This is a genomic window from uncultured Candidatus Thioglobus sp. (assembly GCF_963981275.1).
GTDB lineage: Bacteria > Pseudomonadota > Gammaproteobacteria > PS1 > Pseudothioglobaceae > Thioglobus_A.
Genome location: NZ_CAXCCZ010000005.1, coordinates 1 through 20,461, shown reverse-complemented (window position 1 = coordinate 20,461; position 20,461 = coordinate 1). Strand labels below are relative to the sequence as shown.

Annotated in this window: 18 protein-coding genes; 13 read left to right on the top strand and 5 right to left on the bottom strand. The window is 37.9% G+C overall.

Annotation, left to right across the window (positions count from 1 at the left end; genetic code table 11):
- Position 1 precedes the first annotated feature (1 nt).
- From nrdB to ABNR88_RS01510, 3 genes are all read right to left on the bottom strand, one after another.
- On the bottom strand, positions 2-1,138 hold the full coding sequence (gene nrdB / locus ABNR88_RS01520; RefSeq protein WP_291926960.1) for a class Ia ribonucleoside-diphosphate reductase subunit beta: 1,137 nt from the start codon (positions 1,136-1,138) through the stop codon (positions 2-4).
- An 18-nt stretch (positions 1,139-1,156) separates the two neighbouring features.
- Complete coding sequence (nrdA, locus tag ABNR88_RS01515; protein ID WP_291926963.1) at positions 1,157-3,433, bottom strand: class 1a ribonucleoside-diphosphate reductase subunit alpha; 2,277 nt, start codon at positions 3,431-3,433, stop codon at positions 1,157-1,159.
- Positions 3,434-3,755: 322 nt separating this feature from the next.
- On the bottom strand, positions 3,756-4,766 hold the full coding sequence (locus ABNR88_RS01510; RefSeq protein WP_291926965.1) for a 2Fe-2S iron-sulfur cluster-binding protein: 1,011 nt from the start codon (positions 4,764-4,766) through the stop codon (positions 3,756-3,758).
- A gap of 65 nt (positions 4,767-4,831) precedes the next feature.
- Between ABNR88_RS01510 and ABNR88_RS01505 the strand changes: the two genes are divergently transcribed.
- From ABNR88_RS01505 to sucD, 6 genes are all read left to right on the top strand, one after another.
- Positions 4,832-5,329: a DsrE family protein gene (locus ABNR88_RS01505; protein WP_291926968.1), complete on the top strand. Its 498-nt coding sequence runs from the start codon at positions 4,832-4,834 to the stop codon at positions 5,327-5,329.
- A 379-nt stretch (positions 5,330-5,708) separates the two neighbouring features.
- Positions 5,709-8,435, top strand: a complete 2,727-nt coding sequence (locus ABNR88_RS01500; RefSeq protein ID WP_348669846.1) for a 2-oxoglutarate dehydrogenase E1 component — start codon at positions 5,709-5,711, stop codon at positions 8,433-8,435.
- Between the two features lies 1 nt (position 8,436).
- Positions 8,437-9,585, top strand: coding sequence for a 2-oxoglutarate dehydrogenase complex dihydrolipoyllysine-residue succinyltransferase (gene odhB, locus ABNR88_RS01495; protein WP_291926970.1), 1,149 nt, complete (start codon positions 8,437-8,439; stop codon positions 9,583-9,585).
- Positions 9,586-9,599: 14 nt separating this feature from the next.
- On the top strand, positions 9,600-11,012 hold the full coding sequence (gene lpdA, locus ABNR88_RS01490; protein WP_348669844.1) for a dihydrolipoyl dehydrogenase: 1,413 nt from the start codon (positions 9,600-9,602) through the stop codon (positions 11,010-11,012).
- A 5-nt stretch (positions 11,013-11,017) separates the two neighbouring features.
- Positions 11,018-12,184 carry an ADP-forming succinate--CoA ligase subunit beta gene (sucC, locus tag ABNR88_RS01485; protein WP_291926974.1) on the top strand — a complete coding sequence of 389 codons (1,167 nt, stop codon included), beginning with the start codon at positions 11,018-11,020 and terminating at the stop codon, positions 12,182-12,184.
- Between the two features lie 8 nt (positions 12,185-12,192).
- The gene (gene sucD, locus ABNR88_RS01480; RefSeq protein ID WP_291926976.1) at positions 12,193-13,059 is read left to right on the top strand and encodes a succinate--CoA ligase subunit alpha; all 867 of its coding nucleotides are present in this window, start codon (positions 12,193-12,195) and stop codon (positions 13,057-13,059) included.
- A gap of 35 nt (positions 13,060-13,094) precedes the next feature.
- On the opposite strand, the gene creC is transcribed toward sucD, so the two are convergent.
- Positions 13,095-14,549: a two-component system sensor histidine kinase CreC gene (gene creC / locus ABNR88_RS01475; RefSeq protein WP_291926979.1), complete on the bottom strand. Its 1,455-nt coding sequence runs from the start codon at positions 14,547-14,549 to the stop codon at positions 13,095-13,097.
- Positions 14,546-15,238 (bottom strand): response regulator, encoded by a 693-nt coding sequence (locus tag ABNR88_RS01470; RefSeq protein WP_291926982.1) that lies wholly within the window; start codon positions 15,236-15,238, stop codon positions 14,546-14,548. Before ABNR88_RS01470 ends, creC begins: the two co-directional genes overlap by 4 nt.
- A 166-nt stretch (positions 15,239-15,404) precedes the next feature.
- Between ABNR88_RS01470 and ABNR88_RS01465 the strand changes: the two genes are divergently transcribed.
- The 7 genes from ABNR88_RS01465 to ABNR88_RS01435 all read left to right on the top strand — a co-directional run bounded on the left by ABNR88_RS01465 (position 15,405) and on the right by ABNR88_RS01435 (position 20,218).
- Entirely contained in the window at positions 15,405-16,037 is a 633-nt protein-coding gene (locus tag ABNR88_RS01465; protein WP_291926985.1) for a TIGR04211 family SH3 domain-containing protein, read from the top strand.
- A gap of 122 nt (positions 16,038-16,159) precedes the next feature.
- A complete protein-coding gene (locus tag ABNR88_RS01460; RefSeq protein WP_291926988.1) occupies positions 16,160-16,600 on the top strand; it encodes a sortase in 441 nt (146 codons plus the stop codon).
- On the top strand, positions 16,581-16,727 hold the full coding sequence (locus ABNR88_RS01455; RefSeq protein ID WP_291926992.1) for a hypothetical protein: 147 nt from the start codon (positions 16,581-16,583) through the stop codon (positions 16,725-16,727). Before ABNR88_RS01460 ends, ABNR88_RS01455 begins: the two co-directional genes overlap by 20 nt.
- Before the next feature lie 77 nt (positions 16,728-16,804).
- Entirely contained in the window at positions 16,805-17,209 is a 405-nt protein-coding gene (locus ABNR88_RS01450) for a hypothetical protein (protein ID WP_291926995.1), read from the top strand.
- A gap of 135 nt (positions 17,210-17,344) precedes the next feature.
- Positions 17,345-19,411 (top strand): marine proteobacterial sortase target protein, encoded by a 2,067-nt coding sequence (locus ABNR88_RS01445; RefSeq protein WP_348669840.1) that lies wholly within the window; start codon positions 17,345-17,347, stop codon positions 19,409-19,411.
- Positions 19,408-19,971, top strand: coding sequence for a class GN sortase (locus tag ABNR88_RS01440; protein WP_348669838.1), 564 nt, complete (start codon positions 19,408-19,410; stop codon positions 19,969-19,971). Before ABNR88_RS01445 ends, ABNR88_RS01440 begins: the two co-directional genes overlap by 4 nt.
- A 76-nt stretch (positions 19,972-20,047) precedes the next feature.
- The gene (locus ABNR88_RS01435; protein ID WP_291927013.1) at positions 20,048-20,218 is read left to right on the top strand and encodes a hypothetical protein; all 171 of its coding nucleotides are present in this window, start codon (positions 20,048-20,050) and stop codon (positions 20,216-20,218) included.
- The last annotated feature ends 243 nt before the right edge of the window (positions 20,219-20,461 follow it).

Genomic DNA, 20,461 nt, shown 5'->3' with positions numbered 1-20,461 from the left:
ACTACAGTTCAAATTCTCCAAAATCAGAATCTGATTCATCCAATGTGTTATCGATCGCACTCACTAAATACGAGGTGATTTCCGTCTCTTGAGGGGCAACTTGAACATTATCAGAATCAAGCCAATGATTAATCCATGGCAATGGATTGGTGCGCTCCTCAAATAGAGGCTTAAGGCCAATGGCGCTCATACGAATATTGGTAATATATTCAAGATACTGTTTTAAAATTTCAGCGTTAAGACCAATCATAGATCCATCTCTAAACAAGTATTCAGCCCAATTTTTTTCTTGTTCACAAGCCTCCTTAAACATTGTTATCACTTCTTCTTCGCACTCGGCAGCAATAGTAGCCATCTCCGGATCGTCCTTACCATCACAAATAAGGTTAATCATATGTTGAGTGCCAGTTAAATGCAACGCTTCATCTCGAGCAATCATCTTGATAATCTTGGCATTTCCCTCCATCACTTTGCGCTCAGCAAAAGCAAATGAACAAGCAAACGATACATAAAAACGAACCGCTTCTAAGATATTAACCGACATAATGGTTAAGTACAGTTTGCGCTTTAGGCATCTGAGATCAATCGTAGTTTGCTCGCCATTTAAGTCATGCGTGCCCGCACCATGAAGCAAATATGCTTGTGAACACTTGATTAGCTCATCATAATGTTTAGAGACACTCTCAGCACGCTCAATAATCTGCTCGGTTTTCATAATGTCATCAAATACTGCGCCTGGTTCATTCACAATGGCGCGAATAATATGCGTATAAGAGCGTGAGTGGATAGTCTCAGAAAAACTCCAAGTTTCAATCCAATTCTCTAGCTCCGGCAAAGAGACAATTGGCAAAAAAGCAATATTAGGGCTACGACCCTGCACCGAATCTAATAGAATTTGATACTGTAAATTAGATAAGAAAATATGCTTTTCATTAGGTAATAGTTTTGCAAAATCCATCTTATCTTTAGAGACATCAATCTCCTCAGGGCGCCAGAAAAATGACAGTTGTTTTTCAGTCAGTTTTTCAAACATTTCAAACTTTTGCTTATCAAAGCGCGCCACGTTAACCGAATCACCAAAAAACATTGGCTGGGTTAAAGTATTGACAATTTTTTTACTAAAAATAGAATATGACATAATTAATTCCTAAATACTTTACAACTTGCAAACGCCATCAGCACAGGCGTTATCATCTTCTTTTTCAAGCATATCATCACCGCCACCATCACGTGTTGTATGATAGTAAAGTGTTTTAACACCGTACTTGTAAGCCTTTAAAAGATCCATTAAGAACAATTTCATTGGCACTCGATTGCCACTAAATTGAGCAGGGTCATAATGAGTATTGGTACTAATCGATTGATCAACAAATTTTTGCATAATGCCACATAACTGCAAATAACCTTCGTTATCTTTAATATCCCAAAGTAGTTCGTACTTATCCTTAAGCGCTTCATAATCGGGCACAATCTGCTTTAAGATACCGTCTTTAGATTGCTTAACTGATACAAAACCTCTTGGTGGTTCGATACCGTTAGTTGAGTTAGAGATTTGTGAAGAGCTTTCACACGGCATCAGCGCAGTAAGTGTTGAATTTCGTAACCCCGTTGCTTTAATATCTTGGCGCAACTGCTCCCAATCTAGCTTCAACTCACAATCACAAAAGCCGTCTACATCTTTCTTATAAGTGTCGATTGGCATAATGCCTTGCGCATAGTGCGTTTCATTAAAAGAAGGGCAAGCGCCTTTTTCATTGGCAAGAATATTAGATGCCTTAAGCGAGTAATATTGCAAAGCCTCAAAGGTATCGTGAACCATATTATTACCCGATCCATCAGAATATTTAGCATTATTTTTTGCCAGGTAATAAGCCAGGTTAGTGACACCAATACCTAAAGTTCGGCGGTTCATACTGGCAATCTCTGCTGCCTTAAGCGGATAATCTTGGTAATCTAATAGTGAGTCTAAAGCGCGTACAATGATGTCGGTAATATCCTCTAGCTCATCGATAGAGTCTAATGCGCCTAAATTTACTGCTGATAGTGTACACAAAGCCACCTCACCATTTTCGTCTTGAACCGAATGTAAAGGTTTAGTTGGTAGGGTGATTTCCATACAAAGGTTAGACTGACGCACTGGCGCAACTTTTGGATCAAAAGCACCATGGGTATTGCAATGATCAACATTTTGCAAGTAAATACGCCCGGTATTGGCACGCTCTTGCATAAATTTGGCAAATAAATCTCTGGCCTTAATTGTCTCTTTGCGAATGGAATCATCCTGCTCATACATTTCATATAAACGCTTAAACTCAGCCTGATCTTCAAAAAAGGAGTCGTACAAACCTGGTACGTCGTGCGGAGAAAATAAAGTAATATCTCCATCCGCTAAAAAGCGCTGATACATCATGCCATTAAATTGCACGCCATAGTCCAAGTGACGAATACGATTTTCATCTGTGCCTGTATTATTCTTTAACACTAATAAGCTTTCAACTTCTAAATGCCACAAGGGATAGAAAAGGGTGGCTGCACCGCCACGAACACCACCTTGAGAACAAGACTTAACAGCCGTGTGAAAATGTTTATAAAAAGGAATACAACCTGTGTGGGTTGCCTCACCATTACGAATTGGGCTGCCAATTGCTCTAATCCTGCCCGCATTAACGCCAATACCGGCACGCTGAGAAACATACTTAACAATCGCACCTGCTGCTGCACTAATGGAATCAAGATCATCGTCCGCTTCAATCAGTACGCATGATGAAAACTGGCGCGTTGGCGTACGTACACCCGCCATAATTGGCGTTGGCAGTGAAATTTTAAAGTTTGAAACGCCGTCATAAAAACGCTTAACAATAGACATTCTAGCTTTTGCTTCATACTCCTGGAATAGACACATACCCACCAACATATAAAGCTGTTGAGGTGATTCATAAATATCGCCCGTCACTCGATTTTGCACCAAGTACTTACCTTCAAGCTGTTTAACCGCAGCGTATGAAAACTTCATATCACGCCAATGATCAATATACTCATCCAGCTCCTGGATTTCAGTTTGCGTGTATTTATTTAAAATGTCTTGGTCATAAATACCCAAATCAGTAAACTTTTTAATATGATCAAAAAGGGCAGGTGGCGTGAAAGATTTAAAGGCTTTTTTACGCAAATGAAAAATAGCCAATCGAGCTGCTAAATATTGATAATCTGGCACTTCTGTTGAAATTAAATCAGCAGCTGATTTAATAATGGTTTCATGAATATCTTCGGTCTTAATTCCGTCAAAAAAAGCCAGCTGAGCGTTGATCTCAACTTGACTCACACTTACCCCTTTTAGGTCTTGTGAAGCCCAATGCACAACCCGATGGATTTTCTCCATATCGATCAGCTCTTGCTGGCCGTTGCGCTTAGTGACTTTAATATTTTGGTTCATTTGCTCCCCCGAGTATGAAACACTACATATAGTGTTCGTAAAAGATAACTGCAACTAAATATAGTGTGTTTTGGGTTTTTTTGCAAGAGGCAAAAGTCTCAAAAAATGCTCTAAATAGCCAAACTCATTGGTGCAAAAGGGATTGCGAGATTAAAAAAAAATAAAATAATTTTTAGTCATTTTTGCTAAAAAATATCATTAATTTATGATGTGATAATATTACTTTTTTATAATAAAAAGCGCAAAGCCTGATGTGACAATAACATCAAAAATAATTAGCTAAAAATTCAACAAAAACAAGCTTGTTTTCTCTAAAAACTGACTAAATTGGTGAGGCAATTAATTGGGACTCATTCAAACCATTTTCAAGTAGAAATTCACCTAGATAAATTAACACTTCTGCCGGCGCTGAAATATAGACTTCTGATTGATTAACCATATCATGATCCAGCGAATCATAAATTTGTTTGGCGACTTTATGACAATCATTTTCGTTTGATCGATCAAACTCACAAGCAACGGTTTGATAATGATAGTCATCCATCACCGCATGCCAAGATTGTGCATGATTATCAAAATAGGGCGCAGGGTCGCTAGCAGGATAGGCCCAATAAAAAGTCATTGGATTTGACATTTCCAATGAAAAAGCATGCTCAACTAAGCTTCTAATAGGCGCAAAGCCGCCATCCCATGCAATAAATACCATGGGCTTAGTAGATGTCTCTTTAAGTACAAACACCCCCTTAGGACCAGTAAGGTCAAGCTTACTCTTGTCTTTAATCTGTTTAGAAAAAACCAATTGAGAAAATTTATTAGCTTTAATATTTCTAATATGAAATTCAAGCTCCATACCATGGCAAGGGCAAGAAGCAATAGGATAACGAGAAACCACACCCTTGAAGCTTAACTCAACATCCTGGCCTGCCATAAACTGCAGGGTTTTAGATCTAGGCGTGCGCACACTAACAATGGCCATATCATCACTAACAAAATGAATATTTTTAATTTTGATTTGAATCTCTTGGACAGGAATTGAGCGTACATCGCCAATCAAATCAACTTCAAGTTCAAGCTCAGAACCTGGTGCATGACAGCACATTAAAAATTCCTGATTATCCAGCTCATCAGCACTTAGTGCGTAATCATGGTGCTTAATTTTTTTGATATCACCGTTAATAAGCCTAGCCTTGCACACCCCACAAGTGCCATTGCTACACTCATAACGCATTGCCAAACCATGACGCAAACCACCTTCAAGAATTGAATTGTGCTCTGGACATTCAAAATTTTGCTTATTTTTATTTAGCTGAACATTAAAAATCTGATTAGACATATTTGCCATTATAAAGCGTAAGTACTACAATAGTAGTTGAACAGGGGAAGATGGGGATATCGCACATGATCAAATTTAAGGCGCTAATATTATTACTATTAAGTAGCACTCTAATGGCGAATTATTCCAACCCTTATGTTAATCAACTTCTAGAGTCTGATAATGAACCCGAGGGGGTTGTATTTGAGCTAATTGAAAGTGATAAAAAAACTTGGAAATGGGCCGCACCCATGATTAAAGACCTAAAGATACAGTTGAAAGAAAAATATCCAAATATAGAGATTGCTGTCGTGTCTCATGGTCGTGAACAATTTCAACTCTTGAAAAGTAGAGTGAAAAGCCAACAAAAAGCAATAGCTATCTTAGAGGGTCTTGTGCAACAAGAAAATATTGACTTACACGTTTGTGGCACACATTCTTCATGGTTCGGTATAAATCCAGATGGCTATATTGATATTGTTGATGTTGCTGTTAGTGGCCCTGCCAAGATTAATGATTATATTAATTTAGGCTATCAGCCTATTCAACTGCACAAGCCTAATAATTACTCACCATCTGAATAATAAAAAACAACATTATCACTTTAAAAATAAAGTTGAATCAGAAACCTAAAATACCATCAAATTTCAAGGTTTCTTTGGCCACAATATTGGCTCATATTTCTTTCACAAATCAAATATCTATTTTTAGCAGCTAAAATGAGACTCAATTATCAAGCTAGCCTGATATTAAAAAAACCTGTGAATACTGCTGTAATAGGGGGTAAATCAACTCCTTGAATTCAAAAATTAAGTACAACACTATTAGCATTAACAGTTAAAACTTTCTACATCATATTATGAATTTCTATCATTATTATTTTTACCACCTCCATATTCTCAATCATCCTGGGGGTACAATAGAATGAAAAAAATCTCTTAATACAAAAAAAATATCAAAAAAATGAAAGAAGAATATTTAGTACATCCGGCAAATCTTAATTATTTAGACGATGATTTAACTGATATAAATAATCGTTTTATAAATTACGGCAAAAATAATTTTAACCAAAATGGTAAAAATTACACTGCAAATAGTAATACAGATAAATACCATCAAAAGCAACAGTCTGTTCTACAATTAATTAACGCTTATCGATTTACTGGACATCTTTTTGCCAATCTTGATCCCTTGGGTAGGGCAAACAGTAATATTACTACATTTGATTTAAATACCGAAAGCTACGGACTCACAAATGATGATCTAAACACAGAGTTTAAAACAGGCTCTTTTTTTGGCTTAAATAAAACCACGTTAAAAAACATTATAAGTCAGCTAAAAAAGACCTACGTATCAACCATGGGCTTTGATTACATGCATATGGTTAACGTTGAAGAAAAAAGATATTTACAAGAAATAATAGAAAAAGACTACCCTGGGTTTGATTTAACAAAGGAGAAGAAAAAGTGGGTATTAGAGCAGCTTAGTGCAGCAGAAACTTTTGAAAAATTTCTACACAATAAATATACTGGGCAAAAAAGATTCTCCTTAGAAGGCGGGGAGAGCACTATCGTCGTTCTCAACCAAATCATTAATCATTGTAATGACAACTATAAAACCAAACAAATATCTTTGGGCATGGCTCATCGTGGCCGACTCAATGTTTTGGTTAATGTTTTTGGCAAAAAAGTAGACCAGTTATTTAAAGAATTTAATAACGATTTTGACTTATCAGAAGACCAAACTGGAGATGTTAAGTATCACTTGGGTTTCTCTTCTGACATTAACGTAAGTGGTGGAAAAATTCATGCATCCCTTGCTTTTAATCCATCACACCTAGAGATTGTAAACCCTGTGGTAGAGGGGTATTCTCGCTACCACCAAGAAGTGATCGGTGATAGTGATGGCTCGCAAGTTGTGCCTATACTCATCCATGGTGATGCTGCACTTATTGGCCAAGGCGTGGTAATGGAAACCCTTAACATGTCGCAGTCAAAAGGGTATAGAACTCATGGCACAATACATATAGTGATCAACAATCAAATTGGCTTTACCACCAGCAATCAGAACGATGCCCGCTCTACACTGCACTGCACAGACATCGCTAAGATGATTAATGCGCCAATTATTCATGTCAATGCGGAAGACTTAGAGTCTGTTGTTTTTGCAACAAACTTGGCAATTGATTATAAGATGAAGTTTAAAAAAGATGTAGTGATTGACTTAGTATGCTATCGTCGCAATGGGCACAATGAAGCTGACGAGCCATCGGTTACTCAGCCAGATATGTACAAACGAATACGCGCCCTTAAAACCACGAGACAAAGTTATGCTGATAAATTAATTTCACAAGGTGTCATTAATAAAAATGATGCAGATGACATAGTCAATAGTTATTACAACAGGCTTAAAAAAGGTGAGTCGGTCGTATCGACAAGTAAAGGCACAGGAGAAAATGTCTGGGATAAGTTTAAAAATAAAACTTGGCAAGATCCCTACACTTCTTCACTCAGCAAAGAAAATATTGAAAAACTAAGCGACAAAATACTAAAAATTCCAAAAGATTTTGAACTTCATCCTATTGTTAAAAAAACCCTAGATACTAGAAAGAAAATGGCCTATGGAGAAACTCCTATGGACTGGGGTTGTGCAGAAAATCTAGCGTACGCCTCTTTGGCAAATGATGGCTTTTCTATCAGGCTTTCTGGGCAAGATTCTGGCAGGGGTACGTTTTTCCATCGTCATGCAGTTTTGCACAACCAAAAAAGAATCGAATCTTACACCCCGCTTCAGCATATAAGCAAAAAACAAGGGGCGGTTACCGTTGTGGATTCAGTACTATCAGAAGTGGCTGTTCTTGGCTTTGAATATGGATACTCTAGCACGGCCCCCAATTCATTAACAATTTGGGAGGCGCAATTTGGAGATTTTGCCAACGGCGCTCAAGTTGTGATCGATCAATTTATCTCATCTGCTGAGGTGAAATGGGGGCGTCTGTCAGGGCTTGTTATGATGCTTCCTCACGCACTTGAGGGTGCTGGACCAGAGCATTCATCCGGACGCATAGAAAGATTTTTACAACTTTGCTCTCGCTACAATATGCAAGTTTGTGTACCAACAAGTGCATCACAAATCTTTCATTTGTTAAGAAGGCAGATGCTACGCGACTACCGCAAGCCACTTATTATATTTACACCAAAAAGCTTACTGAGAAACCCTCTAGCAAACTCTCCTATTGAGAAATTTACCAGCGGGAGTTTTAAAACCATAATAGGCGAGCAATATGAAGAAATTGTTAAACAAAAAGTAAAAAGAATCGTTATTTGTAGTGGAAAAATTTTTTACGAATTGTTAACCAGAAGAACAGAGGAAAAAATTACAGATGTTGCAATCATCAGAATTGAGCAGCTGTATCCTTTTTCAAGAGACGATCTAAGTAAAGAGCTAAAAGTATTTAAAAACGCTAAGGAGCTTATATGGTGTCAAGAGGAGCCAATCAACCAAGGCGCATGGTACACCAGCAGACATCAATTTAATAATTGCGCTAAAGCTCACAACTTAACTATAAATGCAGTCGCCAGAAACGCCTCTGCAGCTTCTGCAGAAGGCAATATGAAACTACATAAAATTAACCAAAATATAATTATAGAACAAGCGTTAGGCTTGCAAGAAGTAAGCGAGGAGCAATAAAATGAAAGAAATAAAAGTACCCGTTTTTCCAGAATCCATTACAGATGCTGTTGTAGTAGAAATCAATAAAAATGTTGGCGATGAAGTAATGACTGGCGACACTGTGTTTTCTCTAGAAACTGATAAAGTCGTATTAGATGTGGTGAGTGAAGAAAGCGGAGTCATTACAAAAATTTCTGTCAAAAATGGCGATACTGTAATAGAAAGTCAGCTACTTGCAGAACTTGAGATTAAAGATATTAGCGTCAACAAAAAGGAAGCTGCAGTGGCAGAAGACAACAAAACCCCTCAAACAAGCCCTGCTGTAAGACAAGCGCTAATAGACAACGATTTATCAAAAGAAGAGGTGGCTGGCTCTGGCAAAAACAACCGCATACTAAAAGAAGATGTTACAAGCCACAAAAGCAGCACCACAACCCCAGTAGAAGACACCCCTATGAGAGCTGGAGAAAGGCTAGAAGAAAGGGTACCAATGAGTAGAATGCGCCAAACTATCGCCAAAAGGCTTCTGGATGCAACCAACCAAAGTGCAATGCTAACTACCTTTAATGAAGTAGACATGACAAGTATTATGTCTATGCGCAAAAAACACCAAGAAAAATTTGTAAGTGAACACGGTGTTAAATTAGGCTTTATGTCTTTGTTTGTCAAAGCAGCCACAAACGCCCTTAAGAAATTCCCTGCAGTTAACTCATTTATTGATGGAGATGACATTGTGTATCACGGCTATTGTGATATCAGTGTTGCTGTATCAACAGACAGAGGCTTGGTTGTGCCTGTTTTAAAAGATACTCAAGAATTATCGCTTGCAGATGTTGAAAACAAAATTATTGATTTTTCAACAAGAGCTAAATCTGGAAAATTAGAATTATCAGAAATAAGCGGTGGAACATTCACCATTACCAATGGCGGTACTTTTGGTAGCCTCATGTCAACTCCAATTATCAACCCGCCGCAAAGTGCGGTTTTGGGTATGCATAACATCCAAAAAAGAGCGGTTGTGATAGACAATGAAATTGTCATTAGAGATATGATGTATGTAGCGCTATCTTATGATCATCGCATTATTGATGGTAAAGATGCTGTAATGTTCTTGAGTCATATTAAAGACACAATAGAAGATCCAACTCGCATAGTTTTAGATTTATAACTTTAGGCAATAATATGAACTACGATATCATAATTATAGGTGGCGGTCCTGGTGGTTATGTGAGCGCTATACGCGCCGCACAATTAGGTTTTAAAGTTGGGTGTATTGATAAATGGATTGACAAAAACAACAACCCATCTTTAGGCGGGACTTGTTTAAATGTTGGCTGTATTCCATCAAAAGCTCTGCTTGAAAGTTCTCATTTATTTAAAAACATACAAAATAGTGAGCATCTAGGCATCAAAGCCAACGCCAAAATTGATGTAAAGAAAATGCTGGCCAACAAAGATAAAATAGTGGGTGAGCTCACCGGTGGCATAGCATCACTCTTTAAAGCAAACAACATCACCTGGCTACAAGGCACAGGAAAACTGCTTAAAAACAAACAAGTGTCATTCATAGATGGCAAAAATAATGAAGAAATTCTTACGGCAAAAAACATTGTTTTAGCAACTGGATCAGTGTCTGTCATACCCCCTAATATGCAACTTGGCAAGAGAATTATAGATTCAGAAGGTGCTCTTGATTTAGACAAAATCCCAAAGAAGCTATGCGTTATAGGAGCGGGTGCTATTGGTTTAGAGCTAGGAAGCGTATGGAGAAGGCTTGGTAGTGAAGTTGTTATCTTAGAGCGAGATGGATTTTTGACAACAGCAGACAGCAAGGTATCTAGAACCTCTGCTTCGTATTTTAAAAAACAAGGATTAAACATTTTTACCGGGGCTGAAGTTATCAGTGTCAGTGAAACCAGTAAATTTGCAACGGTTAAGTATAAAAAAGCGCAAGAAGAAATAACAGAAAAATTTGATAATGTTATCGTTGCAGTAGGAAGAAAACCTTATTTAGAAGGGTGTATAGACAAAGATTCTGGCGTCAAAATTAACGATAGCGGTAGGGTTGAAGTGGATGACTTTTGCCAAACAAGTGTAGAGGGTGTATATGCAATTGGCGATATTGTTAAAGGCCCAATGCTTGCCCATAAAGCATCAGAAGAAGGGGTTGTAGTTGCACAGAGAATTGCTGGACAAAAGAGCCAAATAAACCATGACTTAGTGCCTATGGTTATTTATACGCATCCAGAAATTGCATGGGTTGGTAAAACTGAAAAAGATCTAAAAACAAGTGGGGTTGACTATAAAGTTGGAGAGTTTAGCTTTATGGCAAATGGCCGTGCAAAAAGTGCAAGTGAAACTGACGGCTTCGTTAAAGTACTTGCAGATAGCAATACTGACAGAATATTAGGCATGCATATCGTTGGACACAATGCATCAGAACTAATTGCAAATGGAGTAATAACCATGGAATTTGAAGGCACAAGTGAAGATCTATCAAGGATGATTTTTGCTCATCCAACCTTGTCTGAGAGTATTCATGAGGCAGCACTTGCAGTAGACAAAAGAGCAATACACACCATTAACAAAAAGTAGGCAATATGAATTTACACGAATATCAAGCAAAAGATTTATTTAGAAGTTTTAATATACCTTGCTCCACTGGTACAACTATTACAAAAACACATGAAATAGCAGATGCCATAAAACAACTCAAAGGAAATAAGTGGATTATTAAAGCTCAGGTTCATGCTGGAGGCAGGGGTAAAGCTGGAGGTGTTAAGCTTATAGAGTCTGTTGATGAAGCGCAAGAGTTTACAGAAAGCCTTTTAGGTAAAAACCTTGTGACCTATCAAACAGATAAAAATGGGCAACAAGTAAACACCATCTTAATAGAAGAAGTCTGCAATATATCTAGTGAGTTCTATTTAAGTATGCTTGTCGATAGGGGCAGTGAAAGCATTGCAATCATCTCATCAACTGAAGGTGGCATGGAAATTGAAGAGGTGTCAAGAAACACCCCTGAGAAAATCATTACTACAAGAATAAATCCTGCAATTGGCATTATGCCTTATCAAGTAAGAAAAATATTTACCACGCTTGGGCTAGAAGGAAAAGACCTGTATAGAGAATTACAATCCATGCTTGTAAATATGATAACAATGTTTAAGCAAAACGACTTATCACTCCTTGAGGTAAACCCTTTAGTTTTAACCAAAGAAAACAATTTACTATGTCTTGATGGCAAGGTTTCAGTAGATAGTAATGCACTTTATAGACAAAAAGAATTAGAGAAAAAGCACGACCTTACTCAAGAAGATGAAAGGGAAATAGACGCTGAAAGCTTTGAGCTTAACTATGTTGCGCTTGATGGCAATGTTGGTTGCATGGTAAATGGTGCAGGACTTGCTATGGCAACCATGGATCTTATCAAGCTACATGGCGGAGACCCTGCAAACTTTCTAGATGTTGGTGGTGGCGCAACAGTTGAAAGGGTTACTAAAGCTTTGGAAATAATCCTATCCGATAAAAACGTTAAAAGTATTTTGATTAACATCTTTGGCGGTATTGTACGTTGCGATATTATTGCTGACGGCATAATTGAGGCGCTCAAGAAGATTCAAACTGATGTTAAGTTTGTTGTGCGCTTAGAAGGCAATAACGCCGAACTTGGGCTGAAAAAATTAGAAGATGAAGATTTAGATATATTGGTTGCAAAAGACCTTACAAAAGCAACCAAACTTGCAATTGAAAGCGCTGCGTTATAGGAATAAAAATGAGCATATTAATTAATAAAGACACAAAAGTTATTTGCCAAGGCTTTACTGGAGCGCAAGGCACATTTCACTCAACTCAAGCAATAGAATACGGCACAAGAATGGTAGGCGGGGTAACACCAGGTAAAGGTGGCACAACCCACCTTGACTTGCCAGTATTTAATAGCGTTGAGAAAGCGGTTAATGACACAGGTGCAAATGCTAGTGTTATTTATGTTCCCGCTCCTTTTTGCAAAGACAGTATTATCGAAGCAGCAGATTCTGGAATTGAGCTTATAGTTTGCATCACCGAAGGTATTGCAGTTATGGATATGATAGAAGTAAAAGCCGCTCTTAGATATAACAATGCCAGAATGATTGGCCCAAATTGCCCAGGCATCATAACACCAGGGGAATGCAAGATTGGAATTATGCCTGGAGATATTCACAAAAAAGGCTCTGTTGGCATCGTTTCTCGCTCTGGAACTTTGACTTATGAAGCGGTTAATCAATCCACTATTGCAGGACTCGGGCAAAGCACTTGTGTTGGCATTGGAGGAGATCCTATTGCCGGGACAAGTTTTATTGACACACTAGATATGTTTGAAAAAGATAGTGAAACAAAGTCTATTATCATGGTTGGTGAAATCGGCGGAACTGCAGAAGAAGAAGCGGCAGAGTTTATTCAAAACAATGTCACAAAGCCAGTTGTTGCATACATTGCTGGAGTGAGCGCACCAAAAGGCAAAAGAATGGGGCACGCTGGGGCGATCATCACAAGTGGTGGTGGCACAGCAGAAAGCAAATACAACGCGCTTGAAAAAGCCGGTGTAAGAACCGTTAAGTCAATTGCAGAACTAGGTGAAGCGATAAAATCAGTGTATTAACTTTAGATTATTGCCAAGGGGTGAGTTGTTAGTTGTTACTTTATCGGGAACTTTAAAGTCGCCACAGCACCATCTTCCATAAAGCGATTCTTTAGGCTGACTGTGCCATTATGAAGGTTCATAATCTTTTTTACAAATCTAAGCCCTAGGCCGTTACCACGCTTACCTGTATCAGGTCTTGAAGAAGAAAAGAAGCGTCTAAATATTTGCTTTCTGGCGTGCTCTGGCACACCTTTTCCTTGATCGTATACTTGGATAATTACGTGCGTATTTGACTCACTAACCTTAATGCCAATTATTGAGTTTATCGGGGTGAAATCAATGGCATTATCAACAATATTGGCTAACGCTTGCTCAACAAGAAGCTTCTCAGCTTTAATCGTAAATTTACGTTCAATCGTGTATTGAACATTAATCCCTCTTCGAGTGATATTACCTTTGCGACTAGGAGATTGAACAACATCTTTAATTAGAGTTTTAACGTCAATTTTTTCAATATTTTCCAGCTGATCTCTACGCTCAATGCGAGACAAGTTAAGTAGGCGATTAACCAGCATGTCCATCCTCTTATTGGCATCAAGAATATTATTAACAAAGTGTTCACGCTGAGCACTACTCATCGGCATTAGTAAGTTCTCAGCAGTAGCTTTAATGCCTGTAATTGGTGTTCTTAGCTCATGTGCCATGGTGTTGATGTATTCTTCTACATATTCTCGACCTTCAAGATCAACACGCAATTTTTCAATCGCTCGAGCTAATTCTGAAAACTCGACTTGGCGAATCTTGGGTGCTACAGCATTTTCCCCCTTGGACAGGGCGGTGGTGTATTTAACCAATTTGCCAGTACCTCTAGACACTACAAAACTTGCACCTGCTCCAAATAATAATGAAACCAGAAATAGATAGATGGCATATTCTTCAATATGTTTTTTCTGCTCCATGATGTAAGGCTTAAGATCAGCAGTCGGCTTGATGGTGGTTAGTACGCCAAATATCTCTTTATTGTGATAAATTGGCGCTGACACATACATGGCCTTTTGCTCTGGGCTAGGATTCTTAATAGAAGGGTCAATTGCACTTGAGCGCTTGCCATATCTACCTCTTAATGTGTCGTAGACATCATTCCATAGAGAGTAATCTTTACCTTTGCGAATACCAGTTGAATCGTAAATAACAATGCCATTTTTATTGGTTATATAGACTTGAAGGTTAGGATTATTTTTAGTAACTGAATAAATTTTGGCATTTAGCTCTCGATTAAGATAGCTATCAACTAAGTTATGCATTTTGTCAGTATTGATATGGCCATCTATAATATTTTCACCTGCCACTTGAGCTAAGAGATTTGCCGTATCAACCATAACATCTTCAGCAGCTTCATCAATACCTTTAGTGACACGTAAAGACACCTTGTCAGTAACAAACCAAACAATGGCACTGGTAATAACAAAGTAGGTGATAAACAGCTTAACGCCAATGGTTAGTTTCATAATGTTAAAGAGTATCCCAGGCCTTTGTGGTTTTTGATATGCTCATTATCTACATCAATCTTGTTTAGCGCCATCCTGATGTGTCTAACATGGGTTACGATTGTGTTTTCACCAGCGCCTGTTGGCCTGTCGTGCATGATGTTAAGCAGGTGCTCTTTTGAATGAATTCGGTTTGGCTTTTCTATTAGATGCATTAGGATTTTGCACTCGGCTCTAGTAAGGCCTACAACCTCTCCATGAAACAGGATTTGGTGAAGATCTTTATTGATTTCAAATATTTGCTCAGAAGGCGTATCTTGAATTACTATAGACGCTTCAGGTTGAACTTTAACATGTCTCAGTTGTGCACGGATTCGAGCAATTAATACACGGTTGTTAAACGGCTTAGTAACGTAATCATCAGCACCTAAACCCTCAAGGCCTAATACAATATCCTCATCTGCACCTCTAGCGGTAATAATAATCACAGGTATTTCTGAGGTTTTCCTAATCTTGCGTAAAACATCAAAGCCACTAATATCTGGCAAGCCGATATCTAGTAACACTAAATCGATATTAGCCTCATCTAATTGCTTAAGCGCATCATTGCCCATCTCGCACCAATTGACTGTAAATGAGTCATTTTCTAATGAAAAAGTAATGCCTTCAGCAATTATTTTGTCATCTTCAACTAGGAGAATATTGGGCATGGCAGGGCTGTATATTTTGTTCAGATAGTGCGTATTGTAAATTATAAATAAGTAGCTTAAAAGCAACTTCATTCAAACTTCATTAACTCTACATTTTTAAAACATTGTGGATTCATTTTCAAGGGCCATACTGTGCTCATTGTTTTTAGTTAATTGGATCTTAGATATGCGCAAAAACCTCCTCCTTGTTATGTTGTTGTCAACAGGTGTTATGGCTGAGTCTACGGTTTACGTGGGTGATCAGGTCAAAATACCAATGCGCGCTAACGATACGATTGCTAAAGACAATGTTATCAATCAGCTTAATATTAATACACCAGTCACCTTGATTAAAAAACAAGCTAATGGCTGGAGTCAGATTAAGCATGATGGCAAACAAGGCTTTATGATTTCAAGATATTTAACGGATAAAAAGCCAACTAATGAATTGGCTAGCAAGCTACAAACCAAACTAGATCAAAAGAATAGAATTTATAAAATTAAGTATAAATTGGCAGAAGATTTGAGAAAACAAATTGAGACCCATGAAACTGAAATATCAAGACTTAATATTGAAATTCTAAATAATAATTCACAATCACTAGAGCTTAACAAATTACAAAATAAGTTGTTTGATCTAGATGAGATAAATACAGACCTATCTGCACAAGTTAGCTCTCTGCAATCTATTAATAGTTCACTACACACAACTGACTTTTTAACCATCATCAGTGCCGTTACCTTGTTTTTAGGGTTTGGCGTTGGCATGGGTATGAGTAGGGCGGGCAGCAGCAGAAACAGCAAGATGTACACACTATAGATTTTTAACGAACCTCAACCAACTATTAATTCCTCCCTTTTTGTTAATAGTTGAGGTACTTTCTACCGCTAATGGTTACTCCTCTTTCCATTAGCGGTAGTTTTTTTATTCAAGGATGATAAATGAGAAAAATTGTCAAACAAAGACACTGGTCACAATCAAATGTATTCCCTGTATTTCAGATAAATTTTCCAGCACAAAATCAAGATTTTGTCGTGTTGGAGGGTCATTCAAACGATACATTGTTATTTGGCCCAGGAAGATCATCGGACAGCTATCTTCCGGGTGATTGCTCTACCGTTGTTATTCATGCTAATCATCATTTTACTTTCTTACAAAACATCAACCTTAATGACCAGGTTATCTTGAGCGATCAAATGGGTATGGAATACCAATATTGCGTACTCGATGTTAGCATTATGGACATCGATCAAGAGCAGATTAAAGTTTCTAATATCGATGAACTAAAGCTTGTTACCCCTTGGCCGTTTGATGGATTTACTAAAGACAACACACTGCGCTACATTGTTACCGCTAGAAAGTATGAAACCTATCAAAACTAAATCCAACAATAAAGTAAAGCTATTCAGAATGATGGACATGGATATTACTGAGCAACAATTCAAACAAGCTAAAGCTTGGTATAAAAGCGCCAAACACACTAATATCCACTCACTTAAAAAATCTTAAATATTCCACTCTAATAGATCATAATGATCTTTATAATATAATAATATAATAATTCAATCAAATAATAGGAAAAAAATATGAAAAAGCACATATTAGCAATATCAGTAGCAACTATTTTATCAATCACAAATGTTTCAGCAGAGACACAAGGGTTTAAAAACCTTGAGCACTTAGGTGGCACTATTGGCGGTGTTATTGATGATGGCTTTAAAGGAATAGTAAATACTGTAATAGCTATTGGTGACTTACCAGAAGACACAAGAGTTTGGACAGTAGGACAGGTTGAAGAGTTAAAAGATAAAATCTGTGAAAAGCCTATAACAATTACTAAAGAGGTTCCAGTTGAGAAAATTGTTTATGTTGACAGAGAAATCATCCAAAAAGTTTATATCAAGCCAAAAGAAAGAAACTGCACCACCAAGCGTCAATCAGATCGTTTTGGCAATGTTGACGAGGTGATTAGCTGCACTGAATGGCAATAATCCTAGTAATTAAAGAATAAATCAAAGGCCGCATAAGCGGTCTTTTTTTTATCTTCATAAACAAACCATTCAAACCACATTCAAGCTTCACCTTCGTTTTAGATAATAACAGCTTTCAAATAATCGGAAGTCATTATGTCATACATCAAGCCCATTGGTGCAGTTGCTACACTCGTTGCTCTAGCTAGCCTCACTTATTCGCACTTTATTCAAGCAGATATATCATTTGCACAGAAGCCAGTTAGAGCCCCAGTTTCTTCACCGACACTTAATCCTATTAATGAAGTTGAGTTCGGATCGATTATCTACACACTAGGTGACAAATCTAAGTTTACTCAAATGGCATTAGACACCGAGGTGCAGATGGATGTCACAGGTACGATTAATAGGGTGAAGCTTGAGCAAAGCTTTACCAATCCATCAAATGATTGGGTAGAGGGTGTGTATGTGTTTCCACTACCAACAGACTCAGCCGTTGATCATCTAACTATGTATGTGGGCAATAAAACCATTGAAGGGCAAATAAAGGAGCGTAAAGAAGCTAAGAAGATTTATGACAAGGCTAAAAAGGCAGGCAAGAAAGCTTCACTAGTTGAGCAGCAGCGTCCTAATATATTTACCACTAAAGTGGCCAACATCGGCCCAGGTGAAACCATCAAAATTGCCATTGAATATCAGCAGGCTGTTAAGCTTGATCATGACAAATTCTCTATTAGATTCCCGATGACCATTGGGGAAAGATACATTCCTGGCAAGCCTATATCAACTCCAAAGAATACTTTGGGCACGGCTCGTAATACACACCGTGTTAAAGACGCTTCTAAAATAACCCCATCAATCAGTAGCAATGTTCACAGACCTGTTAGCATCGCTATTAACCTTAAAGCAGGATTTAATACATCTAGTATTAATGCAAGTTATCACGACATTAATATTATCAATATTGATAAGCTAACTAAACATATCACTCTGGATAATACTAAGGGCAATAACCAAGCCGATCGTGATTTTGAATTGGCATGGCAAGCAAACAATTCTTTAACACCTGAACTGGCTTTATTTACCCAGCAAAAGGGCAATGATCATTATCTAATGCTCATGGCAACACCGCCAGCAGATAAAGTGTTTAAGCAATCAAACACCCCAAGAGAGCTTATCTTTGTTATTGATTCATCAGGCTCTATGCTTGGATCATCTATGCTACAAGCATCTAAAGCATTGGTTCAGGCAATCAATAGACTTAACCCAACTGATCGATTTAATATTATTGATTTTGACTCAGGCTTTGACCCACTCTTTGATAGCGCCATGCCCGCCATTAATATGAACAAGAAGCATGGTGTTCGTTTTGCTAATGCTTTAAGTGCTGATGGTGGCACAGAGCCACTTGAGGCGATTAAATATGCTTTTGATTCAAGAGAATCTAGTGCTGATAACTACCTACGCCAAATCATCTTTTTAACTGATGGACAGGTGGGCAATGAAGATGAGATATTCCGTGTCGTTCGTCAAAATATTGATGAAGACCGTCTGTTTACAATTGGTATCGGATCTGCACCAAACTCTCATCTAATGACTACTTTGTCTGAATACGGTAAAGGCACTTATACTTTCATTGGTAATATCGATGAAGTAGAAACTAAAATGCTGGAGCTATTTGACAAGCTTGAATCTCCAGCAATGACAAATATTAATATCAACTTCCCGATGGATATTAATGCTGAGCAAGCATTAGGATCCATCTCTGATTTATACAAAGGTGAGGTGATCACAGCAGTTTACAAACTCAACGCCATCCCTAGCAAGCTCAGTATTAGTGGCGATACCGCTAACGGTGTATTCACCAAAGATATTGATATTAGCGCCAATAACAACACAACTGGCATTGATGTGCTTTGGGCTAGACGTAAAATCGAGCAAATGATGCATCAATACCGAGCGCAAAATAGACGCATTGATCGAGACAAGGTGCAAGCCGATATCACCAATATTGCGCTTGAGCATCATCTGGTCTCAAAATTTACCTCATTAGTTGCAGTGGACATAACACCGTCAAAACCGAGCAATCAAGCCACAACCACCCAAGTGGTTGCTAATAAGGTTAAAGCCGCTAAAACAGCGACCAATGCACAGCTATGGATGATGCTAGGGCTTGCTCTTATTCTATTGTCAGTTGTTACTCGCTCTAGGAAAACATCATGAATAAATCAATACTACTGGCAATTATCGGCATTAGTACTTTTGCTTACGGCGCCTACATGCCGATTAAAGCTGAAGCTGCCCAATATATGATTCAATCAGCCTGGAATGTTGCTAACAAAACAGGCTATCAAGTAAAACCCTGGAACTGGATGGATTCACACCCTGTCATAAGGCTTAAATCAGCCAAGCACAATCAAGATTTAATCGTGCTTGAGGGAGACACGGGCAACGTGCTTGCCTTTGGCCCTGGGCGCAATATTGAATCAAGACATCCGGGGAGAGCGGGTACAACAATCATATCAGCTCATCGAGATACGCACTTTGATTTTTTAGAAGATGTTGCAATAGGTGATCAATTTGAAGTGGATTCAATCTATACCAAACAAAACTACCAATACCAAGTAAGCACCATAAAAATAATTGATTCTGACAAAGTAGATATAAATATTAGCAGCAACCAAGCAGAGCTCAAATTAGTAACTTGTTATCCGTTTAACGCAGTAGTTGCAGGAGGGTCGCTTAGATATGTGGTGACTGCAAACTTAGTGCAAAAATCATAACATGGCCTGGCTTGATATTTAGCCAGATTATCGTTATTATGTTGGCTATATTTTATGTTGATTTAGGCAGGGGTGAATGATGGATTCAGAGGTTTCAAAAGTAGAGGTTACAGACATTAAAATGCCATTTTTATCAATGGTGTGGTTTATGGTTAAGTGGGCAATTGCCTCTATTCCAGCAATTATCATTTTATGGCTGTTATTTGTTATGTTTGGTGGGTTAATCGGTGGATTGACACACATTTAGCTTTCAACAAACTTCAGTAATAAAACATTCAATCTTCATTTTTAGTTAGCATTTATTTTTGATAATGGTGGTTTTTAACAACAGGCATTATCATGAAAAATACAATTACATTAATCGTTCTATTTGCATGCATCTGGATTCCAGAACTTTCTGCCCGATTCTACCCAATTGAGGGCTGGATGAAAGAGCCAATATCTAATACCTTTGTAACACTATACGTCCTAATGTTTTTTGTATTAATAC

Coding starts and splice junctions, on each gene's coding strand:
- nrdB (WP_291926960.1), bottom strand. CDS start 1,138: ATGTCATATTCTATTTTTAGTAAAAAAATTGTCAATACTTTAACCCAG.
- nrdA (WP_291926963.1), bottom strand. CDS start 3,433: ATGAACCAAAATATTAAAGTCACTAAGCGCAACGGCCAGCAAGAGCTG.
- ABNR88_RS01510 (WP_291926965.1), bottom strand. CDS start 4,766: ATGTCTAATCAGATTTTTAATGTTCAGCTAAATAAAAATAAGCAAAAT.
- ABNR88_RS01505 (WP_291926968.1), top strand. CDS start 4,832: ATGATCAAATTTAAGGCGCTAATATTATTACTATTAAGTAGCACTCTA.
- ABNR88_RS01500 (WP_348669846.1), top strand. CDS start 5,709: ATGAAAGAAGAATATTTAGTACATCCGGCAAATCTTAATTATTTAGAC.
- odhB (WP_291926970.1), top strand. CDS start 8,437: ATGAAAGAAATAAAAGTACCCGTTTTTCCAGAATCCATTACAGATGCT.
- lpdA (WP_348669844.1), top strand. CDS start 9,600: ATGAACTACGATATCATAATTATAGGTGGCGGTCCTGGTGGTTATGTG.
- sucC (WP_291926974.1), top strand. CDS start 11,018: ATGAATTTACACGAATATCAAGCAAAAGATTTATTTAGAAGTTTTAAT.
- sucD (WP_291926976.1), top strand. CDS start 12,193: ATGAGCATATTAATTAATAAAGACACAAAAGTTATTTGCCAAGGCTTT.
- creC (WP_291926979.1), bottom strand. CDS start 14,549: ATGAAACTAACCATTGGCGTTAAGCTGTTTATCACCTACTTTGTTATT.
- ABNR88_RS01470 (WP_291926982.1), bottom strand. CDS start 15,238: ATGCCCAATATTCTCCTAGTTGAAGATGACAAAATAATTGCTGAAGGC.
- ABNR88_RS01465 (WP_291926985.1), top strand. CDS start 15,405: ATGCGCAAAAACCTCCTCCTTGTTATGTTGTTGTCAACAGGTGTTATG.
- ABNR88_RS01460 (WP_291926988.1), top strand. CDS start 16,160: ATGAGAAAAATTGTCAAACAAAGACACTGGTCACAATCAAATGTATTC.
- ABNR88_RS01455 (WP_291926992.1), top strand. CDS start 16,581: ATGAAACCTATCAAAACTAAATCCAACAATAAAGTAAAGCTATTCAGA.
- ABNR88_RS01450 (WP_291926995.1), top strand. CDS start 16,805: ATGAAAAAGCACATATTAGCAATATCAGTAGCAACTATTTTATCAATC.
- ABNR88_RS01445 (WP_348669840.1), top strand. CDS start 17,345: ATGTCATACATCAAGCCCATTGGTGCAGTTGCTACACTCGTTGCTCTA.
- ABNR88_RS01440 (WP_348669838.1), top strand. CDS start 19,408: ATGAATAAATCAATACTACTGGCAATTATCGGCATTAGTACTTTTGCT.
- ABNR88_RS01435 (WP_291927013.1), top strand. CDS start 20,048: ATGATGGATTCAGAGGTTTCAAAAGTAGAGGTTACAGACATTAAAATG.